The sequence below is a fragment of the Serratia entomophila genome, from assembly GCF_021462285.1.
Classification (GTDB): Bacteria; Pseudomonadota; Gammaproteobacteria; order Enterobacterales; family Enterobacteriaceae; genus Serratia; species Serratia entomophila.
Window position 1 is genome coordinate 1,255,490 of record NZ_CP082787.1, and the last position, 22,974, is coordinate 1,278,463.

General features: G+C 59.5%; 22 protein-coding genes. 2 read left to right on the forward strand and 20 right to left on the reverse strand.

Going from position 1 to position 22,974, the window contains the following annotated elements; genetic code table 11:
• Position 1: 1 nt before the first annotated feature.
• The 8 genes from mrdB to leuS form a co-directional block, all read right to left on the reverse strand.
• Positions 2-1,114 carry a peptidoglycan glycosyltransferase MrdB gene (gene mrdB / locus KHA73_RS06170; RefSeq protein WP_234589739.1) on the reverse strand — a complete coding sequence of 371 codons (1,113 nt, stop codon included), beginning with the start codon at positions 1,112-1,114 and terminating at the stop codon, positions 2-4.
• An 8-nt stretch (positions 1,115-1,122) separates the two neighbouring features.
• Positions 1,123-3,018, reverse strand: coding sequence for a peptidoglycan DD-transpeptidase MrdA (gene mrdA, locus KHA73_RS06175; protein WP_234589741.1), 1,896 nt, complete (start codon positions 3,016-3,018; stop codon positions 1,123-1,125).
• 38 nt (positions 3,019-3,056) lie between these two features.
• Positions 3,057-3,527, reverse strand: coding sequence for a 23S rRNA (pseudouridine(1915)-N(3))-methyltransferase RlmH (rlmH, locus tag KHA73_RS06180; RefSeq protein WP_004949595.1), 471 nt, complete (start codon positions 3,525-3,527; stop codon positions 3,057-3,059).
• Positions 3,528-3,530: 3 nt separating this feature from the next.
• A complete protein-coding gene (gene rsfS, locus KHA73_RS06185) occupies positions 3,531-3,848 on the reverse strand; it encodes a ribosome silencing factor (protein ID WP_234589743.1) in 318 nt (105 codons plus the stop codon).
• Between the two features lie 190 nt (positions 3,849-4,038).
• Positions 4,039-4,701 (reverse strand): nicotinate-nucleotide adenylyltransferase, encoded by a 663-nt coding sequence (nadD, locus tag KHA73_RS06190; protein WP_234589745.1) that lies wholly within the window; start codon positions 4,699-4,701, stop codon positions 4,039-4,041.
• Positions 4,691-5,725 (reverse strand): DNA polymerase III subunit delta, encoded by a 1,035-nt coding sequence (gene holA / locus KHA73_RS06195; RefSeq protein WP_234589747.1) that lies wholly within the window; start codon positions 5,723-5,725, stop codon positions 4,691-4,693. The genes nadD and holA overlap by 11 nt, the downstream gene beginning before the upstream one ends.
• Positions 5,722-6,282, reverse strand: coding sequence for an LPS assembly lipoprotein LptE (gene lptE / locus KHA73_RS06200; RefSeq protein ID WP_234589749.1), 561 nt, complete (start codon positions 6,280-6,282; stop codon positions 5,722-5,724). The genes holA and lptE overlap by 4 nt, the downstream gene beginning before the upstream one ends.
• Positions 6,283-6,296: 14 nt before the next feature.
• Positions 6,297-8,879, reverse strand: coding sequence for a leucine--tRNA ligase (gene leuS, locus KHA73_RS06205; RefSeq protein ID WP_234589751.1), 2,583 nt, complete (start codon positions 8,877-8,879; stop codon positions 6,297-6,299).
• Positions 8,880-9,144: 265 nt separating this feature from the next.
• Between leuS and KHA73_RS06210 the strand changes: the two genes are divergently transcribed.
• Positions 9,145-9,627, forward strand: coding sequence for a zinc ribbon-containing protein (locus KHA73_RS06210; protein WP_234589752.1), 483 nt, complete (start codon positions 9,145-9,147; stop codon positions 9,625-9,627).
• Between the two features lie 43 nt (positions 9,628-9,670).
• On the opposite strand, the gene KHA73_RS06215 is transcribed toward KHA73_RS06210, so the two are convergent.
• The 12 genes from KHA73_RS06215 to miaB all read right to left on the reverse strand — a co-directional run bounded on the left by KHA73_RS06215 (position 9,671) and on the right by miaB (position 21,530).
• Positions 9,671-10,363, reverse strand: a complete 693-nt coding sequence (locus KHA73_RS06215) for an FMN-dependent NADH-azoreductase (protein WP_234589753.1) — start codon at positions 10,361-10,363, stop codon at positions 9,671-9,673.
• 147 nt (positions 10,364-10,510) lie between these two features.
• On the reverse strand, positions 10,511-11,443 hold the full coding sequence (gene rihA, locus KHA73_RS06220) for a pyrimidine-specific ribonucleoside hydrolase RihA (protein ID WP_234589754.1): 933 nt from the start codon (positions 11,441-11,443) through the stop codon (positions 10,511-10,513).
• A gap of 117 nt (positions 11,444-11,560) precedes the next feature.
• Positions 11,561-12,286 carry an amino acid ABC transporter ATP-binding protein gene (locus KHA73_RS06225; protein ID WP_061799290.1) on the reverse strand — a complete coding sequence of 242 codons (726 nt, stop codon included), beginning with the start codon at positions 12,284-12,286 and terminating at the stop codon, positions 11,561-11,563.
• Positions 12,286-12,960 carry a glutamate/aspartate ABC transporter permease GltK gene (gene gltK / locus KHA73_RS06230; protein ID WP_234589755.1) on the reverse strand — a complete coding sequence of 225 codons (675 nt, stop codon included), beginning with the start codon at positions 12,958-12,960 and terminating at the stop codon, positions 12,286-12,288. Before gltK ends, KHA73_RS06225 begins: the two co-directional genes overlap by 1 nt.
• Positions 12,960-13,700, reverse strand: coding sequence for an amino acid ABC transporter permease (locus KHA73_RS06235; protein WP_234589756.1), 741 nt, complete (start codon positions 13,698-13,700; stop codon positions 12,960-12,962). Before KHA73_RS06235 ends, gltK begins: the two co-directional genes overlap by 1 nt.
• 215 nt (positions 13,701-13,915) lie before the next feature.
• Positions 13,916-14,812 carry an amino acid ABC transporter substrate-binding protein gene (locus KHA73_RS06240; protein WP_234589757.1) on the reverse strand — a complete coding sequence of 299 codons (897 nt, stop codon included), beginning with the start codon at positions 14,810-14,812 and terminating at the stop codon, positions 13,916-13,918.
• 383 nt (positions 14,813-15,195) lie between these two features.
• Complete coding sequence (gene lnt, locus KHA73_RS06245) at positions 15,196-16,725, reverse strand: apolipoprotein N-acyltransferase (RefSeq protein ID WP_234589758.1); 1,530 nt, start codon at positions 16,723-16,725, stop codon at positions 15,196-15,198.
• A 7-nt stretch (positions 16,726-16,732) separates the two neighbouring features.
• Entirely contained in the window at positions 16,733-17,611 is an 879-nt protein-coding gene (corC, locus tag KHA73_RS06250) for a CNNM family magnesium/cobalt transport protein CorC (RefSeq protein ID WP_234589759.1), read from the reverse strand.
• An 85-nt stretch (positions 17,612-17,696) separates the two neighbouring features.
• Positions 17,697-18,170 (reverse strand): rRNA maturation RNase YbeY, encoded by a 474-nt coding sequence (ybeY, locus tag KHA73_RS06255; protein WP_234589760.1) that lies wholly within the window; start codon positions 18,168-18,170, stop codon positions 17,697-17,699.
• Positions 18,167-19,222, reverse strand: coding sequence for a PhoH family protein (locus KHA73_RS06260; protein ID WP_234589762.1), 1,056 nt, complete (start codon positions 19,220-19,222; stop codon positions 18,167-18,169). The genes ybeY and KHA73_RS06260 overlap by 4 nt, the downstream gene beginning before the upstream one ends.
• A 272-nt stretch (positions 19,223-19,494) precedes the next feature.
• Positions 19,495-19,830 carry a zinc ribbon domain-containing protein YjdM gene (locus KHA73_RS06265; protein WP_234589763.1) on the reverse strand — a complete coding sequence of 112 codons (336 nt, stop codon included), beginning with the start codon at positions 19,828-19,830 and terminating at the stop codon, positions 19,495-19,497.
• Positions 19,831-20,093: 263 nt separating this feature from the next.
• Positions 20,094-21,530: a tRNA (N6-isopentenyl adenosine(37)-C2)-methylthiotransferase MiaB gene (gene miaB, locus KHA73_RS06270; protein ID WP_234589764.1), complete on the reverse strand. Its 1,437-nt coding sequence runs from the start codon at positions 21,528-21,530 to the stop codon at positions 20,094-20,096.
• 196 nt (positions 21,531-21,726) lie between these two features.
• Here miaB and ubiF point away from each other — a divergent pair, with 196 nt between their 5' ends.
• Entirely contained in the window at positions 21,727-22,908 is a 1,182-nt protein-coding gene (gene ubiF, locus KHA73_RS06275; protein WP_234589765.1) for a 3-demethoxyubiquinol 3-hydroxylase, read from the forward strand.
• Positions 22,909-22,974 lie beyond the last annotated feature (66 nt).

The window sequence follows — 22,974 nt, forward strand, 5'->3', positions numbered from 1 at the left end:
CTTATAAACTTTTAGACAGCATTTTCCGATGCGTGTGGATCGACATGATGATGCCAAAGCCGGCCATCAAGACAATCAGCGCCGAACCCCCGTAACTGACCAGAGGCAAAGGTACGCCAACTACCGGCAAAATGCCACTGACCATACCAATGTTAACAAACACATAAACGAAAAGAATCAGCATCAGGCCGCCGACCATCACCCGGCCGAAGGTGGTTTGCGCCTTGGCGGCGATCATCAGCCCGCGGATGATCACCAGCAGGTACAGCGCCAACAGCACCAGCACCCCGATCAGCCCAAGCTCTTCGGCTAATACCGCGAAGATAAAGTCGGTGTGGCGCTCCGGCAAGAATTCCAACTGCGACTGGGTGCCGTGCAGCCAGCCCTTGCCTGAAAGCCCGCCGGAACCTATGGCTATCTTGGACTGAATAATATGATAACCGGCGCCGAGCGGATCGCTTTCCGGATCCAACAGCATCATCACGCGATCGCGTTGATAGCCGTGCATCAGGAAGAACCACAGCACCGGGATAAAAGCCGCCAGCAGCAGGGCGGCGACGGCGATCAGTTTCCAGCTCATGCCCGACAGGAACAGCACGAACAGGCCGGAGGCGGCGATCAGGATCGAGGTGCCCAGGTCCGGTTGCGCGGCCACCAGCAGCGTCGGCAGGAAGATCAGCACCAGCGCGATGCCGGTATTTTTCAGCGAAGGCGGGCAAACGTCGCGGTTCATAAAGCGCGCCACCATCAGCGGCACGGCGATTTTGGCGATTTCCGACGGCTGGAAGCGCACGAAGCCCAGATCCAGCCAGCGCTGCGCGCCTTTACTGATTTGGCCGAAGGCGTCCACCAGGATCAGTAAGATCACGCAAAAGATATACAGATAGGGCGCCCAGCTTTCATAGACCCGCGGCGGGATCTGCGCCATGACGGCCATCATGATCAGGCCCATGACGATCTGGCCGATCTTGCGTTCCATCATGCCGATATCCTGGCCGCTGGCGCTCCACATCACGACCGCGCTGTAGACCAGCAGGGCCAGAATGAGTAACAAAAACGTGGGGTCGATGTGGATCTTGGTCCAGATCGAGCCTTTTTGTTGGCTTTCAGTCATGTTCTACCTTAATCACCCTCAACGCCTGGCGGCAGCGGGGCTTCAGATGGTAATTGCGTATTGTTGTCGCCCAGCAGGATATGGTCGAGGATCTGACGAGTGATCGTCCCGACCGCCGGACCGGCGCCGCCGTTTTCCAGAATGATGGCGACCGACACCGTTGGATTGTTGTACGGCGCGAAGGCGGTCATCAGCTTATGGTCACGCAGGTGTTCCGCCAGTTTGTGGGCGTTGTAGGTTTCGTAGCCGAATACCTGTGCGGTACCCGATTTCGCCGCGGCTTTGTAAGGCGCATCCGCGAAGTACTTACGCGCCGTCCCGTTCGGACGGTTAGCTACACCATACATGCCGTCTTTGGCAATTTCCCAGAAGCCGGAATGAATATCGCCGATCTGCGTGGTCTCTTCCTGACGGAAAGGCACCAGCGCACCGTTGATGCGGGTGCTCTGCATCAGATGCGGCGTTTTGACGCTGCCGTCGTTAATCAGGGTGTTCAACGCCTTGGCCATTTGGATTGGCGTCGCGGTCCAGTAACCCTGGCCGATACCCACCGGGATGGTGTCGCCCTGATACCACGGTTTTTTATAGCGCTTGAGCTTCCACTCGCGGGTCGGCATCAGGCCGGAACGCTCTTCGGACAGATCGATGCCGGTGTACTCGCCGTAGCCGAACTTGGTCAGCCAGGTCGACAGCCGATCGATACCCATATCATAGGCTACCTGATAGAAGAAGGTATCCGCGGATTCCTCCAGCGCCTTGGTGACGTTCAGGCGGCCGTGGCCCCATTTTTTCCAGTCGCGGAAGCGTTTTTCCGAGCCGGGCAGCTGCCACCAGCCGGGGTCAAACACCACGGTATTTTTGGTTATCACCCCGGCGCTGAGCGCCGAGACGGAGATGTAAGGCTTTACCGTCGACGCCGGCGGGTAGACCCCTTGGGTGGCGCGGTTGATCAGCGGGCGGTTCGGATCGTTCAGCAGCCCCTGGTAATCCTTGCTGGAGATGCCGTCGACGAACAGGTTCGGATCGTAGCTGGGGTTGGAGACCATCGCCAAAATGCCGCCGGTGCGCGGATCGCTCACCACCACCGCCGCGCGGCTGCCGACCAGCAATTGCTCGATGTAGCGCTGCAGGTTGAGATCCAGCGTCAGATAGACGTCCTGGCCGGCGGAGGGCGGCTGTTCGTGCAGCTGGCGGATCACCCGGCCGCGGTTGTTGACCTCAACCTCTTCGTAACCGGTTTTGCCGTGCAGGGTGTCTTCGTAATAGCGCTCGATGCCGAGCTTGCCGATATCGTGGGTGGCGGCGTAGTTGGCCAGCTTGCCGTCTTTGTCCAGCCGCTCGACGTCGCGATCGTTGATCTTCGACACGTAGCCGGTGACGTGGGTGAGGGCGGAGCCGTAAGGATAGTAGCGGCGCTGGTAGCCTTTCACTTCCACGCCGGGGAAGCGGAACTGATTGACCGCAAAGCGGGCCACCTGCACCTCGTTGAGCGCGGTTTTCACCGGGATCGACACGAAGCGGCGCGAGCGCTTGCGCTCTTTTTCGAAGGCGACGATGTCGTCATCGGTCAGGTCGACCACCGAACGCAGCGCCTGCAGCGTGGCTTTCAGATCGTCGATCTTTTCCGGCATCAGCTCCAGCTGATAAATCGTGCGGTTGAGCGCCAGCGGGGTGCCGTTGCGATCGTAGATAATGCCGCGGCTGGGGGCGATGGGCACCAGCTTGATGCGGTTTTCGTTGGAGCGGGTACGGTAATCCTCGACGCGGACAATTTGCAGATTATACAGATTGGCGATCAGGATGCCGGTCAGCATCAGGATGACCAAGAACGCCACCAGGGCGCGGCGTACAAACAGGGCTGATTCGGCCGTATAGTCGCGAAAAGGGTTACGTTCTATTTTCATCCCGCTGCTTTATTTCACTCTGTCACTGTCACCACCGGTTATTCCCGGTGGTAAGGATGATTGGTCGTAATACTCCAGGCGCGATAGAGGCTTTCGGCCACCAGGACGCGCACCAAAGGATGCGGTAACGTCAACGGCGAGAGCGACCAGCTCTGTTCCGCCGCGGCCTTGCACGCCGGCGCCAGCCCCTCAGGGCCGCCAATCAGCAGGCTGACGTTGCGGCCATCCTGCTTCCAGCGTTCAAGCTGCTGCGCCAGCTGCGGCGTTTCCCACGGCGTGCCGGGGATATCCAGCGTGACAATGCGGTTGCCTTTGCCTACCGCCGCCAGCATCTGTTCGCCTTCCTTTTCCAGAATGCGCTTGATGTCGGCATTCTTGCCGCGCTTGCCCGCCGGGATTTCGGTCAGCTCAAACGGCATATCTTTAGGAAAACGATGCAGATAATCCATAAAGCCGGTCTGCACCCAGTCTGGCATTTTTGTGCCGACCGCTACCAGTTGCAGTTTCACCGCTTAGCTCCAGAGTTTTTCCAACTCGTACAGGCGACGGCTCTCTTCCTGCATCACGTGCACAATCACTTCGCCCAGATCGACCACGATCCAGTCGGAGGCTTCCTGGCCTTTCATGCCGTGCAGTTCCATGCCGGCGGCGCGGGATTCCTGCACCACGTGGTCGGCGATCGACATCACGTGACGGGTGGAGGTGCCGGTGCAGATGATCATGCAGTCGGTGATGCTGGATTTGCCCTGTACATCCAGAGCGATAATGTCTTGGCCTTTCAGGTCATCAATTTTATCGATGACGAAATCTTGGAGCGCTTTACCGTGCAAAGGTTCCCCCTCGGGTGTGTTCTGTTCAGTCGTCTGCGGCGGGCCAAGGCCTGCGCTGCAGCGCAACGGAATGGTGGTGTCGGCAGGATGCCGCTGTTGCGCCCTCTGGTGACGGCCCGGCCAGCTAAGGTTTCCGGGGTTTTCAGCGGATACCTGAAAAATAGCGGCGCAGTATATCATGCGCCTGTCGCTAGCGATATAAACCCTGCAACTCGATATAGCGCTGCACCGAACGCGGCAGCAGGTCGTCGCAGTTGAGCCCCTGATGGCGGCGTTGGCGGATCTCGGTGGCGGAAATCTCCAGCTCCGGCGTATCGGCCAGATAGATATGGCCGTGCGGCCGTTGGCTCAGCAGGGGGGCGTCGGTGACGCGGTGGCGCTCCAGCCACTGCTGCAGCTCCGGCGTATCCATCCGGTCATTGTAACCCGGGCGCGCCAATACCAGCAGGTGGCACACGTCCAGCAGCGACTGCCAGCGGTGCCATTTATGCAGCGTCAGCAGCGAGTCCTGGCCAATAATAAACGCCAGTGGCTGCGCGGCGCCACGCTCTTTACGAATCGTTTCCAACGTCTCGATGGTATAGGACGGCGTGGTGCGGTGCAGTTCGCGATCGTCAACCGCAAACAGCGGGTTGTCGGCGATGGCCAGTTCGACCATTTTCAGCCGCTGCTGCGCATTGGCTTCAGGCTGCGGACGGTGCGGCGGCACATGGTTCGGCAGCAGGGTCACCCGATTAAGGCCCACTTCGGCGGCCAGCGCCTCTACCGGCCGCAGATGGCCGTAGTGGATAGGATCGAAGGTGCCGCCGAACAGGGCGTGCAGCACGGTGGCGCTTTCCGGATTAGTGGGCATCGGTAAAACTCGCAGGCAGGGGTTTGCCGCACAGCAGCATAGACAAGGTTTCCAGCTCTGGCCAAACCGATTGGCCGTAGTCTTGCTTGAGCGTCAGTTCAATCTGGGTCAGCAGCTGTACCGCCTGTTGCAGCTGGGCGCCCGACAGGCGCTGCAGCGCCTGAGTGATCAGGTTGCGGCGGTTTTGCCAGACCTTGTGTTGATCGAACAGCGTGCGCAGCGGCACCGAGGCCATGCGGCGCTGCAGGGTCAACAGCTGCAGCAGCTCACGCTGCAAGGTGCGTAGCAGGATCACCGGTTCGACGTCTTCCTGCTGCAATTGCTGCAGGATATGCCAGGCGCGTTTGCTTTTGCCCGCCAGCAAGGCGTCCAGCCAGTGGAACGGCGTGAAGTGGGCGGCGTCGTTCACCGCCTGTTCGACGCGCGGCAGGGTGAGCTTGCCGTCCGGGTGCAGCAGAGAAAGCCGCTCCAGCGCCTGCGACAGCGCCAGCAGGTTGCCTTCGTAGCAATAACACAGCAGCTGATTGGCCGCGTCGTCCAGCTCCAGTTTCATGGCCTTGGCGCGAGAAGCCACCCAGCGCGGCAGCTGAGCCTGCTCCGGCGTCTGGCAGCTGACGCTGGCGCCGTTTGGGCTGAGCGCCTTGAACCAGGCGCTGTTTTCCTGCGCCTTGGTCAAACGCGGGCCGCGCAGTATCAGCAAGATATCCTCATGCAGCAGCGCAGCCAGCTTGACCAACTGCTCGCCAATCGGCGCCGTCGGGCCGTTTTCCGGGAAGATAAGCAGCAGCGTTTGGCGGCTGGCGAACAGGCTCATTGCCTGGCAGATGCTGAAAATGGCATCCCAGTCGGTGTGGGCGTCGAGAGTAATGCTGTAGTGCTCGCTGAACTGCTGTTGCTGCGCGGCCTGACGGATCAGATCCTGGCTTTCCTGCAGCAGCAGCGGTTCGTTGCCGCTTAATAAATAACAAGCGCGCAGCCCCTCTCGGAGCTGCGCGGCAAGTTGTTCAGGGTAAATGCGGATCATTGCGCGGCGGCACTGACCGCTCTTTCACCGGCGGCAGCGGCTTTTTGCTGGTTTTCTTCTTCCGCAGCGTGCACGGTCAGCAGCTTGCGCACCAGTTGCTGTGCGGCCTGCTCACGCATTTCCTGGCGAATGATTTCCTGTTCGGAATCCTTAGCCAGCGCAGTCAGCGGGTTATCGAAGAATGAGCGGAACACTTTCACCGACAACGGATACAAATCGTGGCCAGGCAGCAACACCTGCGCCTGTACGGTCAGCACCATTTGATACTCGGCGGTTTTACCGTCCTGGAAGATCGAGGCGGTGTCCTGGCTCTCGGTCGCGCCGACGATACGCAGCGACGGGACGTCCTTGCGCTTCGGATCTGCGACGATGGTGACATCGTTCAGGCGCAATTGCTCACGCACCGCACGGGTCAGCGGACCGTAAGGATCCGAGCTGTCCAGTATCAGCGTTTTCATTTCCTGAGGGACCTGCGTGGTGCCACGCAGGTGAAAACCGCAGCCGGCGGTGACCAGCACCGCCAACCCCAGCAACAGCGTCAGAATACGTTGTCGCACAACTCCTCCTTGTGTTAACCCACAACCAGGTTAAGCAGTTTGCCCGGAACGTAGATCACTTTACGCACAGTAACCCCGTCCAGATATTTAGCCACCAGATGTTCCTCGGCGGCGCGCGCACGCACCTGCTCTTCGGTTGCATCGGCTGCCACTGTGATTTTCGCGCGAACCTTGCCGTTAACCTGCACCACCACCAGCTTGGAGTCTTCGACCATCGCCTGCTCGTCGGCGACCGGCCAAGGCGCAGTGTCGACGTCACCTTCACCGCCCAGCGCCTGCCACAGAGAGAAGCAGACGTGCGGGGTGAACGGATACAGCATGCGCACCACGGCCAGCAGCGCTTCCTGCAGCAGGGCGCGATCTTGCTCGCTGTCCTGCGGCGCACGCGCCAGCTTGTTCATCAGCTCCATCACCGCGGCGATCGCGGTGTTGAAGGTTTGGCGGCGGCCGATATCGTCGTTCACCTTGGCGATGGTTTTGTGCAGATCGCGGCGCAGCGCTTTTTGATCTTCGTTCAGCGTCGCCACGTCCAGCGGTTGTACCGCGCCTTTCTCGACGTGATCGTAGGCCAGTTTCCACACGCGTTTCAGGAAGCGGTTAGCCCCTTCCACGCCGGATTCCTGCCACTCCAGCGTCATTTCCGCCGGCGATGCGAACATCATGAACAGGCGCACGGTGTCCGCGCCGTATTTTTCCACCATCACCTGCGGGTCGATGCCGTTGTTTTTCGACTTCGACATTTTGCTCATGCCAGCATAGACCAGTTCGCGGCCTTCTGGATCGGTGGCTTTGATAATGCGGCCTTTGTCGTCGCGCTCCACGGTGGCGTCAACCGGGGAAACCCAAACGCGTTCGCCGCTGTTGCCGGTGTAGTAGAAGGCGTCGGCCAGCACCATGCCCTGACACAGCAGGCGTTTGGCCGGCTCGTCGGAGTCCACCAGGCCGGCGTCGCGCATCAGCTTGTGGAAGAAGCGGAAGTACATCAGGTGCATGATGGCGTGTTCGATACCGCCGACATACTGATCGACCGGCAGCCAATAGTTGGCGGCGGCCGGATCCAGCATGCCTTCGTCGTACTGCGGGCAGGTGTAGCGCGCGTAGTACCAGGAAGACTCCATAAAGGTATCGAAGGTGTCGGTTTCACGCAGCGCCGGTTGGCCGTTGACGGTGGTTTTCGCCCACTCAGGATCGGCCTTGATCGGGCTGGTGATGCCGTCCATGACCACGTCTTCCGGCAGGATCACCGGCAGTTGGTCTTCCGGCGTCGGCATCACGGTGCCGTCTTCCAGCGTCACCATTGGGATTGGCGCACCCCAGTAACGTTGGCGGGAAACGCCCCAGTCACGCAGACGGTAGTTGACCTTGCGCTGGCCCACACCCTTGGCGACCAGTTTGTCGGCGATGGCGTTGAAGCCGGCTTCGTGGTCCAGGCCATCGAACTCGCCGGAGTTGAACAGCGCGCCTTTCTCGGTCATCGCCGCGGCGTGCACGTCAGGTTCGCTGCCGTCGAGGTTGAGGATGACCGGGTTGATCGGCAGGTGATACTTGGTGGCGAACTCCCAGTCGCGCTGGTCGTGAGCCGGTACCGCCATCACGGCGCCGGTGCCGTATTCCATCAGCACGAAGTTGGCCACCCAGATCGGCAGCTTTTCGCCGCTCAGCGGATGGATAACGAACAGGCCGGTCGGCATGCCTTTCTTCTCCATCGTCGCCATGTCTGCTTCGGCTACTTTGGTGTTGCGGCATTCTTCGATGAATTCGGCCAGCGCCGGGTTGTTGATCGCGCCCTGTTGCGCCAACGGATGGCCTGCGGCCACCGCCACATAGGTGGCGCCCATGAAGGTGTCCGGGCGGGTGGTGTAAACCGTCAGCGTTTCGTCGCTGTCCGCCACGTTAAAGGTGATGTCCACCCCTTCGGAACGGCCAATCCAGTTGCGCTGCATGGTTTTGACCTGCTCAGGCCAGCTTTCCAGCGTATCCAGATCGTTCAGCAGCTGATCGGCGTAGTCGGTGATCTTGATAAACCACTGCGGGATCTCTTTGCGCTCGACCTTGGTGTCGCAGCGCCAGCAGCAGCCGTCGATAACCTGCTCGTTGGCCAGCACGGTCAGATCGTGAGGGCACCAGTTCACCGCGGAGGTTTTCTTGTAGACCAGGCCTTTTTCATACAGCTTGGTGAAGAACCACTGTTCCCAACGGTAGTATTCAGGTTGGCAGGTGGCGATCTCGCGATCCCAATCGTAGCCGAAGCCCAGCAGTTTCAGCTGGTTCTTCATGTATTCGATGTTGTCGTAGGTCCAGGGGGCCGGTGCGGTGTTGTTTTTCACCGCAGCGCCTTCCGCCGGCAGGCCGAACGCATCCCAGCCGATCGGCTGCAGCACGTTTTTACCCAGCATGCGCTGATAGCGCGAGATCACGTCGCCGATAGTGTAGTTACGAACGTGACCCATATGCAGACGCCCGGACGGGTAGGGCAGCATGGATAGGCAGTAGTACTTTTCCTTGCCGGCGTCTTCGGTAACCTTGAAAGTTTGCTTCTCTTGCCAGTGAAGCTGTACGTTCGATTCTATGTCTTCTGGACGGTATTGCTCTTGCATGGCGGCCGGTGGTCCTGTAGGTGTAAACCGTTATCCCGGTCAGAGATAACGCAATGAAGATTTAGTATTCGTAGATCCGCATAGCATAGCTGATAAGACCTCCCGGCAACAACACCAAGCGCCCGACTCGACGCATTTAAAAAAACCGCGGCATGATATGGCTCACAACCTGCGGATCTCGCACTGGCATCAGGGATTTACGGCTAAAATAAGAACAGGTAGCTTAAAGGCAAGCCCGGTCACGTAAGTTCATCGAGGGGAGATTATGAACAAGGTTGCTCAGTATTACCGCGAATTGGTGGCATCTCTGACCGAACGCCTGAAGAACGGCGAGCGCGATATCGACAAACTGGTCGCCAGCGCAGAGCACCGGCTGAATGAGGCAGGCGAACTGACGCGCGAGGAGGTGCAGCAGGTCACTCAGGCGGCGCGGCGCGATCTGGAAGAGTTCGCGCGCAGCTATCAGGAAAGCCAAAACGAGTTCACCGACAGCGTGTTTATGCGGGTGATTAAGGAAAGTTTGTGGCAGGAGCTGGCGGACATCACCGACAAAACTCAGCTGGAATGGCGCGAAGTGTTCAAGGACGTCAGCCACCACGGGGTTTATCACAGCGGCGAGGTGGTAGGGCTAGGCAATCTGGTGTGCGAGCGGTGCCACCATCATCTGGCGTTCTACACGCCGGAAGTCTTGCCGCTCTGCCCGAAATGCGGCCATGACCAGTTCCAGCGCCGGCCGTTCGAACCCTGATTTTCCACTCCCCGTACCCGAAGGCGTGGGGAGCGGATCGCCATTAACCAAACAGCTTCTTCAGCAGGTTGCTCAGAAAGCCGCCGTTGGCCGGCGCAGCGGCAGCCTGGCTGGCGGGGGCGGCCGTTACCGCCGCCGGCACTTTCTGCTCGACGGCGCTGCGGCCATCCTGCGCGCTTTTCTCCGCCGCTTCCGGCCCGTAGGCAAAGCCTTCCGCCAGCACGAATTCGACGTCGGTGATGCCGATAAAACCCAGGAACAGCTTCAGGTAAGGCGTGATCAGATCCGTCGGCGTATCGGCGTGGACGCCGCCGCGGCTGGAGATGACGATGGCTTTCTTGCCGGTCACCAGGCCTTCGGCGCCGGCGGAGGTGTAGCGGAAGGTCTGGCCGGCGCGCGCCACCAGGTCGAAATAGATCTTCAACTGGGTGGGGATATTGAAGTTGTACATCGGCGCGCTGATGATAATGGTGTCATGCGCTTTCAATTCGGCAATCAGCTCATCGGACAGCGCCAGGGTGCGTTGCTGATGCGGCGTCAAAGGCTTGTCGCCGGCGTTAAAGCCGCCAATCACTTCGCCGTCCAGTTCCGGCAGCGTTGGGTTGGCCAGGTCGCGCACCGTAAAGCTGTCTGCCGGGTGGGCTTTACGCCATTTTTCGACAAAAAAATCGACTAATTTTCCAGACTGGGAGTAATCACCCAGAATACTCGATTTCAGGACCAGTATGCGACTCATTGGGCTATCTCCAGGCTAGGCTGTTCAGTAGTGAGCTAAGGTGTTTAGCCGCATAGTAGAGATAAGTAACAGACAGTGATAGCGCAAAAATTCGCTGAGTTAAATCAAAAAAACTGAATGTCAGGGGCGCAGGACGCGCCCCCGCGATCAATAACGTGCAACGCGCTCGGTCAACAGCGCGATAAAGCCTTCGCGGTCGATGCCGGTCAGCACCTGCACATTGGCCGGCCTGCCGGTTTGCTGGAAGTGGTCCACCACCGTCATGCCGAGGGTGTATTCCCCCTTGGTTTCCACGCCGACCCAGCGATCTATGCTGGTGAACAGCTGTGGCGCCAGCAGCCAGGCGATGGTGCAAGGGTCGTGCATCGCCGCGCCCGGCAGGCCACGCGGATGGCTGAGGTACAGCGGCAGGTAGAAGTCGAGCATCTCCGCCACCGCCTGCGCCACCGGATTGTCGATTTGGCGGATGCGCTCGATATCCTGCGGCAGCACCAGCGCCTGATGGGTGACGTTGAGCCCGGCCATGGTCAGCGGCACGCCGGACTTCAGCACCATCTCGGCGGCTTCCGGGTCGACGAAGATATTGAATTCCGCCACCGGCGTGGTGTTGCCGGCATTCATGCCGCCGCCCATAAATACGATGCGTTCGATGTTGCCTTTCAGCTCGGGGTATTGCGCCAACAGCAGGGCGATGTTGGTCATCGGCCCGGTCACCACCAGGGTGATGGGCTCCCGGCTGGCGCGCAGCAGAGAGGCGATCAGCTCGACGGCGTTCAGCTCCGCTGGTTTTACGGTCGGCGCCGGCAGATGGGTGTTGCCCATGCCGGTTTTGCCGTGGACATAGTCGGCGATCACCAGCTCGCGCATCAGCGGGCCGGAAGCGCCGGCGGCGACCGGGATGTCTTCGCGCTGCATCAGGGTCACCAGACCAAGCGCATTATGCAGCGTTTTCTCCGGCGTCTGGTTGCCGGCGGAGGTGGTGATGGCGCGAACGTCCAGCTCCGGTGAGCGCAGTGCCATGGCCAATGCAATGGCGTCGTCCAGGCCGGGATCGCAATCGATGATAATAGGGCGGGGCATGTTCTATCTCCTCTGTTGTTATTCAGCGAGGATCGGATCAAAACCGGGGAGAAACAAGCGCTTTTAGTGCCGGGTGGGGGAAGAGAATGCGCCCCGGGCGGGGCGCATTAAGCGGGATCAGTGCAGGATCTTGGCCAGGAAGTCTTTGGCGCGGTCGGATTCCGGGTTGTTGAAGAAGTCGTCTTTGTTGCGGTCTTCGACGATTTTGCCTTCGTCCATAAAGATCACCCGGTTCGCCACCTTGCGGGCAAAGCCCATTTCGTGGGTCACCACCATCATGGTCATGCCTTCGTTCGCCAGCTCGACCATGACGTCGAGCACTTCGTTGATCATCTCCGGATCGAGCGCTGAGGTCGGTTCATCGAACAGCATGGCGATCGGATCCATGCACAGCGCACGAGCGATGGCCACGCGCTGCTGCTGGCCGCCGGACAGCTGGCCGGGGAATTTGTTGGCGTGGGCGGAAAGGCCGACGCGCTCAAGCAGCTTCAGGCCTTTGTCGCGCGAGGCGGCCTTGTCGCGTTTGAGCACTTTTACCTGCGCCAGCGTCAGGTTGTCGATGATCGACAGATGCGGGAACAGTTCAAAGTGTTGGAACACCATGCCGACTTTGGAACGCAGCTGCGCCAGGTTGGTTTTCTTGTTGTTGACCGGCGTGCCGTTCACCAGGATATCGCCCTGCTGGATAGGCTCCAGGCCGTTAACGGTTTTGATCAGGGTGGACTTGCCCGAGCCTGAAGGACCGCAGACGACGACCACCTCGCCTTTTTTCACTTCGGTGGTGCAATCGGTCAGAACCTGAAAGTGACCGTACCACTTAGAAACATTTTTCAGGGATATCATCAAACAGTCCTTTTCTTCAAATAGCTTACCAGCGCCGAGGCGGCGAGACTGATAACAAAGTAGACAAAGCCGGCGAACAGGATCATTTCGACCTGGGTGCCGTCACGCTCGCCGATGGTTGAGGCGGTACGGAAGAAGTCGGCCAGGCTCAGCACGTATACCAGCGAGGTATCCTGGAACAGCACTATGCCCTGGGTCAGCAGCAGCGGCACCATGGCGCGAAACGCCTGCGGCAGGATCACCAGCTTCATGGACTGCCAGTGGGTCATGCCCAGCGCCAACGCGGCGGAGGACTGGCCGCGTGAAATGCTGATAATGCCGGCACGGATAATTTCCGAGTAATAGGCCGCTTCAAACAGGGAAAAGGCTACCATAGCCGAAATCAGGCGAATATCGGTTTTCGGCGACAGCCCTAGAACCTGTTGTAATAAGCTTGGAACCACCAGGTAGAACCACAGCAGCACCATCACCAAGGGCACAGAACGGAACAGGTTGACGTACAGGGTAGCGAACCAGCTGATCGGTTTGATCGGCGACAGGCGCATCACCGCTAAAACGGTGCCCCACAGAATGCCAACGACGATCGCGGTGACGGTGATCTTCAGCGTGATCGCCAAGCCCTGCAGCAGATAAGGGAAACTTGGGACAATCGATGCCCAGTCAAATTCGTACATTATTTACTCCCCATGTTGCCGGGCAACTGCACTTTCTTCTCAACCAGACGCATAAACAGCATGATCACGGCGTTGATGCCGATATAGGCCAGCGTAATGGCGGTAAAGGACTCGTAGGCATGTGCGGAGTAGTCCAGCAGCTTGCCGGCCTGGGCGGCCATGTCCACCAACCCGATGGTGGAGGCGATGGCGGAGTTCTTGACCAGGTTGAGCATCTCCGAGGTCATTGGCGGCACTATCACCCGGTAGGCGTTGGGCAGCAGCACGTAGCGATAGGTTTGCGGCAGGGTCAGGCCCATCGCCAGCCCGGCGGCTTTCTGGCCGCGCGGCAGCGACTGGATGGCGGCGCGCACCTGCTCGCACACGCGGGCGGCGGTAAACAGCCCGAGACACAGCATGGAGGAGACAAAGAACTGCACGTTGGGATCGAGCTCGGTTTTGAACCACATGCCGATACCGGCAGGCAGCAGCTCAGGGATCACCAGGTACCAGGTAAAGAACTGCACGATCAACGGCACGTTGCGGAACAGTTCAACGTAACAGGTGCCGAGGGTGGAAAGAAAACGGTTTGGCACGGTACGCAAGATACCGAACAGCGAACCGACAAAAAAAGCGATAATCCATGCACAGACGGAGAGGGCCACCGTGACCTGAAAGCCGGACCAAATCCAGCCGAGATAGGTGGTGTTCCCAAACGGGGCCTGCTGCAGGAAGATACCCCAGTTCCAATCTATTGACATAACAAACTCCGTTAGGCGGGCGCAGAGCGCCGCTAAGATTGATGACTTTTCAGCGCCGATCGCCGCGCGGCCAGTCTGGCTGGCTTTTGTTTGCGGCTGTCGGTGATGCGCTCTCTGGGGAAAATGAGGGAGGGGAACGGCCCCCCTCATTCCTGTCTGTCCCAGCCATCAACAGGGCTGGTTTGGCCTGGCGGCCGCCCCAGCTCTCTTTCTATTTAGTTCAGCGCCTTATCGTTAGGCTCTTTGAACAGCTGCTTCATGTCGTCGGACAGTTCGAAGTTCATGTTAAGGTTTTTCGGTGGGATAGGCTGTTTGAACCACTTATCAAACCATTTGGCCGCTTCGCCGGAGGTTTGGGCCTGAGCGATGGTGTCGTCGACCAGCTTCTTGAACTCAGGATCGTCTTTGCGCAGCATGCAGCCGTAAGCCTCTTTAGACTGCGGCGTGCCGAGGATTTCCCACTGATCCGGCTTCTTCGCCTTCGCGCGTTCGCCCGCCAACAGGGCGTCATCCATCATAAAGGCCACCGCGCGGCCGCTTTCCAGGGTGCGGAAGGAGTCGCCGTGGTCTTTGGCGCTGATGATGCGCATGTTCATCTTGCCGCTGTCATTCAGTTTGTTCAGCAGCACTTCAGAGGTGGTGCCGGAGGTTACGACCACAGGTTTGCCGGCCAGATCTTTGAAATCTTTGATGTCCGAGCCTTTTTTCACCAGCAGGCGGGTACCGACCACGAAGATGGTATCGGAGAAGGCGGCCTGTTTCTGGCGTTCGAGGTTGTTGGTGGTGGAGCCGCACTCGAAGTCATAGGTGCCATTCTGCAGCAGCGGGATACGGTTCTGCGAGGTAATCGGCAGCATTTTCACCTGCAGGCCCGGCAGGTTCAGCTTTTTCTTAACTGCTTCAACGATTTGGTTAGAGTAATCCTGGGAGTAGCCCACCACTTTTTGCTGGTTGTCGTAGTAGGAAAAAGGCACTGACGATTCGCGGTGGCCGACAACGATCACGCCGTTGTCTTTGATTTTTTTCAGCGTACCGGTCAGTTCTTCCGCATGGGCTACGCTACTTGCCATACCGATCAGCAGTAACGATAACGCCAATTTACGCATTTGCATGGTCCAACTCCTTTGCTGTTGTGGTGGCTCTGACTAAAGAGCGTCAGGTTTAAAGCGACTATTTATTGCTCAAGTTATAAACATAGTCTGAGTACATATGACCGTTAGAAAATAGCCGATTGTGAATACATTGAAACTAAAATGTTTCTTTTTTTGAGACGCCGCGCGCACCAAATTAATGCAATAAAACGGCGCTGCACCCGCTTGGTGCGCCTGACGCTCCCGAATTGCGCACAAGTACGGCAAGGCGTCAGTAAAAGTAAATCGGCGGTTTAATAACGGAATAACTAAAGCAAGGAGCATGCCAGAAGCATTGATTTGGCAATGTTTTCAGCGAAGGAGGGGAAATGCAGAGGCGCAGCCGGCGGCTGCGCCTCCGGGGGCTATTTGCGGCGCAGGCCCAGCGTCAATGCCCAACCGCCGAGCAGCAGGGTGATGACCCACAGCGGTACGGCGCCAAAGCGAGCGTAAGGCGTTACGCCGGTGGTCGGCGTGATGTTCACTTCCAGCACGCGGCGGGTGAACTGCGGGATCTCGGCGATCACCTCACCGTTGGCGTCCACCGCGGCGGTGACGCCGTTGTTGGTGCTGCGCAACAGCGGGCGGCCCAGTTCCAGCGCACGCATGCGCGCCATCTGGAAGTGCTGCCATGGGCCGATGGAGTGGCCGAACCAGGCGTCGTTGGAGATGGTCAGCAGGAAATTGGTGTCCGGCCGGAAGTTGTCGCGCACCTGCTGGCCCAGCACTATTTCATAGCAGATGGCGGCCGTCAGGTTGTATCCCCGCACGCTCAGCTGTGGCTGCACGTAATCGCCGCGGCTGAAACCGGACATCGGCAGGTTGAAGAACGGCGCCAGCGGGCGCAGCAGGGTTCCCAGCGGCACGAACTCGCCGAACGGCACCAGATGGTGTTTGTTGTAGCGGTCTTTGGCCGGGTAGCTGTAAGGCGTCGGCTCACCCAGCACGATGGCGCTATTGTATTCCTGCACGCCCTGCGGCGTGGCGCGCGCGTCGACAATGCCGGTGATCAGGCTGCTGTTCTTGGCGCGCATCAGGTCATCCATCATGGTCAGGAAGCCGTTCTGACGAGGTTCAAAGTCCGGAATGGCGGACTCCGGCCAGATGATGATCGGCGCTTTGCCCATATAGGGGCGGGTTTCGTCCAGATAGGTCTGCAGCGTGCTGAGTAGAATGCTCGGATCCCACTTCATCGACTGGGCGATGTTGCCTTGCACCATGGCGACATTCACCGCCTTCTCTGGCTGCGGAGTGAACCAGTGCAGCTGGCGCAGCGGCCACGGCAGCAACAGCAGCGCGGCGGCAATCACCGCCGGCGCAACGCGGCGCTCATTGATGGCGTACACCAGCAGGCCGGCGATCGCCATCAGCATGAAGGTGATGGCGTCGACGCCCAGCAGCGGCGCCACGCCCTTCAGCGGGCCGTTAATCTGGCTGTAGCCGAACTGCAGCCACGGGAAACCGGTCAGCACCCAGCCGCGCAGGAATTCGGTCACCTGCCACAGCGCCGGCGCGGCGATAGCCAGCCGCCACCAGCTGGTGGCCGGCCAGATGCGCGTCAGCAGCCCGGCGAACAGCCCGGTATACAGCGACAGATAGGCGGCGAGCAGCGCCACCAGGAAGATATTGACGGCGAACGGCATGCCGCCGAAATCAGCGATGCTGACGTATACCCAGTTGACGCCGGTGCCGAACAGCCCAAGCCCCCAGCAGAAGCCGAGCAGGGCGGATTGTTTGGCGGTGCGATTGAGCGTTACGGCCAGCAGGCCAAACAGGGAGACAATGGCCGCAGGCCACACATCGTAAGGGGAAAACGCCAGCGTTCCGCTGGCGCCAGACAACAGCGCCAGCAGGGCGCGAACCCGCTGGCGTTCAAGTAGTGGGGCTTTAGCCATGTTGGATTTAGTCTTCCAGTTTCGGTGGCGGAGAATCGTCCGGAATTTTTACATGAACCTGGATAATACGTCGACTGTCGGCCATCGCAACTTTAAATAGGTAACCTTCGATTTCAATGGTTTCCCCGCGCGCAGGCAGGTGGCCGAAGGCCTGCATCACCAGCCCGCCGATGGTGTCGACCTCGTCGTCGCTGAAGTGGGTGCCGAAGGTTTCGTTGAAGTCTTCGATCGGCGCCAGTGCGCGCACGGTGTACATGTGGCGGCTGAGCTGGCGGATATCCAGATCTTCTTCGTCGTCGTACTCGTCTTCTATTTCGCCGACGATCAGCTCCAGAATGTCTTCGATAGTGACCAGGCCGGATACGCCGCCGAATTCGTCAATGACAATCGCCATGTGATAACGCTGGGAGCGGAACTCTTTCAGCATCCGGTCGACCCGCTTGCTTTCCGGCACCACCACCGCGGTGCGCAGCACCTTGTCGATGCTGAACGGCTCGGAGTCTGCGCGCATGAACGGCAGCAGGTCCTTGGCCATCAGGATGCCTTCGATGTGATCTTTGTCTTCGCTGATCACCGGGAAGCGCGAGTGGGCGGATTCGATAATCACGTCCAGGCACTCTTCCAGCGTCTGGTTGCGCTTGAGCGTCACCATCTGGGAGCGCGGGATCATGATGTCGCGCACGCGCTGCTCGGCGATATCCATCACGCCTTCCAGCATGTCGCGGGTATCGGGATCGATCAGGTCGTTTTGCTCGGAATCACGGATCAGCTCTACCAGATCGCCACGGTTTTTGGGTTCGCCGTGGAACAGCTGGTTAAGGATAAGAGTAAAGAACCCCTTCTTGGGACTGGGGCTGTCATTGCTTGATGAATGGTCGTCGCTCATGGCGTTTTAGTTAATGTCACTCATGTCAGAGTTAAGGGGCGTCGGCGACAGCCCCGCAAGGGGGCTGTGAGGTAAACGGCCGACGTCAGACGGGGTCTTTTTCCGCCAGGTACGGATCGGGGTAACCCAGTCCGTGCATGATTTCGGTTTCCAAAGACTCCATTTCTTCGGCTTCATCGTCTTCGATGTGGTCATACCCTAACAGATGAAGACTGCCATGGACAACCATATGCGCCCAGTGGGCCTCCAGCGTCTTGCCCTGTTCGGCGGCTTCCTGTTCAACCACCTGGCGGCAGATGATCAGATCGCCGAGCAGCGGCAGCTCGATGCCCGGCGGGGCTTCGAACGGGAAGGACAATACGTTGGTCGGTTTGTCCTTCCCGCGGTAGGTCAAATTCAGTTCGTTGCTTTCCGCTTCGTCCACCAGGCGCACCGTCACTTCGGCCTCTTCCTGGAATTGCGGCAGCACGCCTTCCAGCCAGCGCTGGAAGGTGGCTTCTGCCGGCAGGCCGTTGCTGTCTTCACAGGCAATCTGCAAATCCAAAATCACCTGGCTCATGGTGTCTCCTGCTCGGAGGCGAGGTTCGCCTCGCGTTTACGTTGTTCGGCAATCGCGTCTTTGCGTTTCTGCTCGGCGGCTTCCCAGGCTTCATAGGCGATAACCACGCGGGCCACCACCGGGTGGCGCACCACGTCTTCGCTGTGGAAGAAGTTGAAGCTCAGCTCTTCCACGTCCGACAGCACTTCCACCGCGTGGCGCAGGCCGGATTTTTGGTTGCGCGGCAGGTCGATTTGGGTCACGTCGCCGGTGATCACCGCTTTCGAATTGAAGCCGATGCGCGTCAGGAACATCTTCATCTGTTCGATGGTGGTGTTCTGGCTTTCGTCCAGAATGATAAAGGCGTCGTTCAGCGTGCGGCCGCGCATATAGGCCAGCGGCGCAACCTCGATCACGTTGCGTTCAATCAGCTTCTCTACGCGCTCGAAGCCCAGCATTTCGAACAGGGCGTCGTACAGCGGGCGCAGATAAGGGTCAACCTTCTGGCTCAGATCGCCGGGCAGGAAACCGAGCTTCTCGCCGGCTTCCACCGCGGGGCGGGTCAGCAGAATACGGCGGATTTCCTGGCGCTCCAGCGCGTCTACCGCAGCGGCGACCGCCAGATAGGTTTTGCCGGTACCGGCCGGGCCGATGCCGAAGGTAATGTCATGGTCGAGAATATTGGCGATGTACTGCGCCTGGTTCGGCGTGCGCGGCTTCACCATGCCGCGCTTGGTTTTGATGGTCACCGCTTTGCCGTAGTCCGGCACGCTTTCGGCGACCTGTTCCAATACCCGGCTTTCTTTGATTGCCAGGTGGATTTGCTCCGGATCGATATCCGGGATCACGCCGCGGATCGGCGCGGTATCCACGTACAGATGGCGCAGGATATCGGCGGCGGCGACCACGCACGGGTTCTTGCCGACCAGCTTGAAACGGTTGTCGCGGCGGTTGATTTCGATACCCAACCGGCGCTCGAGCTGTTTGATGTTGTCATCAAACGGGCCGCACAGGCTGAGCAAGCGCTTATTGTCTGCGGGCTCTAACAAAATTTCTTGTGTTGCGACGTTCAAACTATTCCTCTAGGTCACATCGGGCCTGGTTGGTGTCACATAGATCCCCGTTATATTTCAAGCATGCAAGTAACAACGCTGCAGCCCGAAATCCCCGGGGATGCTGTTATCGGGTCAGGGCAAACCTGAGTTCTCTATCCTGAATTATTCATGGTGCGCCGCACTGGCGCAAGTTTACCCATGATCTATCTGTGCGCCGAGGGCGTAATTCAAGGCCGGAGAAGGAAAAAACGCGGCCGGCCGAGCCGCGTCATCGTAGGGAAAGCGGGGGATCAGTTCTTCTTCACAAACTCGGACTTCAGCTTCATCGGGCCGAAACCGTCGATTTTGCAATCGATGTTGTGATCGCCTTCCACCAGACGGATGTTCTTCACCTTGGTGCCGATTTTCAGCATCGAAGAGCTGCCCTTGACCTTCAGGTCTTTGACTACGGTCACCGCGTCGCCGTCCGCCAGCAGGTTGCCGTTGGCGTCTTTGACAATCAGCGCGTCTGCCTCTTCCGCCGGCGTGCTGTCGCTCCATTCGTGGGCGCATTCAGGGCAGACGAACATCGCGTTGTCTTGATAGGTGTATTCGGAATTGCACTTCGGGCAGTGTGGCATTTGCATGTTATGTCGCCTCTATAATGAAAAAACAAAAAAAGAAAATCACCGAGCGCGGGCGCCCGGTGGAGAAAAAGGTTTTTGTGCTGGATGTCATCCCAAAATAATTGGCGTTGCATCACAACAAAACCAACGGTTTGTTGAACAGCGCTTGCGCTGGCCCCAACGGGGCGAGGCTTTGCCGAGTAACGCGGCAAGAACGCGAGTCCCCAGGAACTTAGTAAACTAGGTGACTGGGGTGAACGTGCGCGGCCAGCACAGATGCAGCTTCAAGTAGGAAGGGAGGGCTGGTAAATGCCGACGCCCAGCGCGTTCTCTTTGCGGGTACGGGCGATCACCGACTGCGGGGATTCATGTACGCGCAGATCCATCTGCTGTTCGGTGCGGACCACTGCGCCGCGCAGCGAGTTGGTCAGCACTTCGGTAATTTCCACATCGACGAACTGGCCGATCATGTCCGGCGTGCCTTCGAAGTTCACCATGCGGTTGCATTCGGTGCGGCCGGCCAATTCCATCACGCTCTTGCGCGAGGTGCCCTCCACCAGAATGCGTTGCACGGTGCCCAGCATGCGGCGGCTGAACTGCTGCACCTGCTGATTGATGCGGTCCTGCAGGATATACAGCCGCTGTTTTTTCTCTTCTTCGCCGACGTCGTCCACCATATCGGCCGCCGGCGTGCCCGGCCGCGACGAATAGATAAAGCTGAAGCTGGCGTCGAAGTTGACTTCGGCGATCAGGTTCATGGTCTGCTCGAAGTCGGCCTGGGTTTCGCCCGGGAAGCCGATGATGAAGTCAGAGCTGAGCTGAATGTTCGGCCGCGCCTTGCGCAGCTTGCGAATGATAGCCTTGTATTCCAGCGCGGTGTGCGCGCGCTTCATCATGGTCAGGATGCGGTCGGAGCCGCTCTGCACCGGCAAATGCAGGAAGCTGACCAGCTCCGGCGTATCTTCATACACCGCGATGATGTCGTCGCTGAATTCGATCGGGTGGCTGGTGGTGAAGCGGATGCGGTCGATGCCGTCGATGGCCGCCACCAGGCGCAGCAGTTCGGCGAACGAGCAAATGTCGCCATCGTAGGTGGCGCCGCGGTAGGCGTTGACGTTCTGGCCGAGCAGGTTCACCTCGCGCACGCCCTGCGCCGCCAATTGGGCGATTTCGAACAGCACGTCGTCGCTCGGGCGGCTCACCTCTTCGCCGCGGGTGTAAGGCACCACGCAGAAGGTGCAGTATTTGTTGCAGCCTTCCATGATGGAAACGAAGGCGGTCGGGCCTTCGGCGCGCGGCTCCGGCAGACGGTCGAATTTCTCGATTTCCGGGAAGCTGATGTCGACCACCGGGCTGCGGGTGCCCTGCACGTGGTTGATCATCTCCGGCAGGCGGTGCAGGGTCTGCGGGCCGAACACCATGTCGACGCAGGGCGCACGGGTGCGGATCAGGTCACCTTCCTGAGAGGCGACGCAGCCGCCCACGCCGATGATCAGCGCCGGGTTTTTCTCTTTCAGCAATCTCCAACGCCCCAGCATGGCGAAAACTTTTTCCTGCGCCTTTTCACGAATCGAGCAGGTGTTCAGCAGCAGCACGTCCGCTTCCTCGGCGTTTTCGGTCCACTCGAAGCCGTGCGTGCTGTTCAACAGGTCGGCCATTTTTGATGAATCGTATTCATTCATCTGGCAGCCCCAGGTTTTGATATGTAGTTTTTTCGTCATTGACTTGCCATTACTCAGTGCGGAGCGAAAGTTGCGTTACGCGACATGCAGGACGCGTATTGTAATCATTTGGCGCCGTTGTGACCAGCGCGGGGAAAACGGCATGCGACCTGAAGCCGAATTAAAAATCCGGTACACTGCTGAAAACGCCATGCCGGGTGGAATGGCGACAATTAACAAAGAAAACATAGCCAATATGAAGACATCTCAAAAACGGTATGACGCAGTGGTGGTGGGCGGCGGCATGGTCGGCGCGGCGGCGGCGCTGGGGCTGGCGCAGGCGGGCTGGTCGGTGGCGCTGCTGGAGCACCAGGCGCCGCAGGCGTTCGAGGCGCAAAGCCCGCCGGATCTGCGCATCTCCGCCATCGGCTGTACCTCGGTCGGGCTATTGAAACAGCTGGGGGCCTGGCAGGCGGTGCTGGCGATGCGCTGCGCGCCGTACCGTCGGCTGGAAACCTGGGAGTGGGAGTCGTCGCGCGTGGCGTTCGACGCGGCGTCGCTCGGCCTGCCGGAATTGGGATTTATGGTGGAGAACCGCATTCTGCAGTTGGCGCTGTGGCAGCGGCTGGAGCAGTGCCCCAATCTGGCGCTCTGCTGCCCCGCCAGGCTGCAATCGCTGCAGCGGGTGGGCGAACATTGGCAGCTGACGCTCGACGGCGCAGAGACGCTTGAAGCGCGCCTGGTTGTTGGTGCCGACGGCGCGCAGTCGCAGGTGCGCAACCTGGCGGGCATCGGCACCAACGGCTGGCATTACCGTCAGTCGTGCATGCTGATTACCGTGGAAACCGGCGAGCCGCAGCAGGACGTTACCTGGCAGCGGTTTTTCCCGTCGGGGCCGCGCGCATTCCTGCCGCTGTACGATCGGTGGGCCTCGCTGGTGTGGTACGACAGCCCGCAGCGCATTCGCCAGCTGCAGGCGATGCCGCCGGCGCAGTTGGAGCGTGAAATCGCTGCGGCGTTTCCGGCGCGTTTGGGTAGGGTCAAGGTGCACGCCGCCGGATCCTTCCCGCTGGCGCGCCGCCATGCGCAGCGCTACGTGTTGCCGGGGTTGGCGTTGGTGGGCGATGCGGCGCATACCATCAACCCGCTGGCCGGGCAGGGCGTCAACCTGGGCTATCGCGACGTGGACGCCTTGCTGAACCTGTTGAGCGAGGCGCGGGAGCAGGGGGAAGACTGGAGCAGCGAAGCGGTACTGATGCGCTATCAGCGCCGCCGCCGCACCGATAATTTGCTGATGCAGAGCGGCATGGATCTGTTCTACACCGCCTTCAGCAATAATCTGGCGCCGTTGAGCGTGGCGCGCAACCTGGCGCTGATGGCGGCGCAGCGGGCCGGTAAGCTCAAGGAGCATGCGTTGAAATACGCGCTGGGCCTATAACGAAAACGGGTTCAGCCTGGCTGAACCCGATAACCTTGCCGAATAGCGCATAGCAAAAAGCCCGCC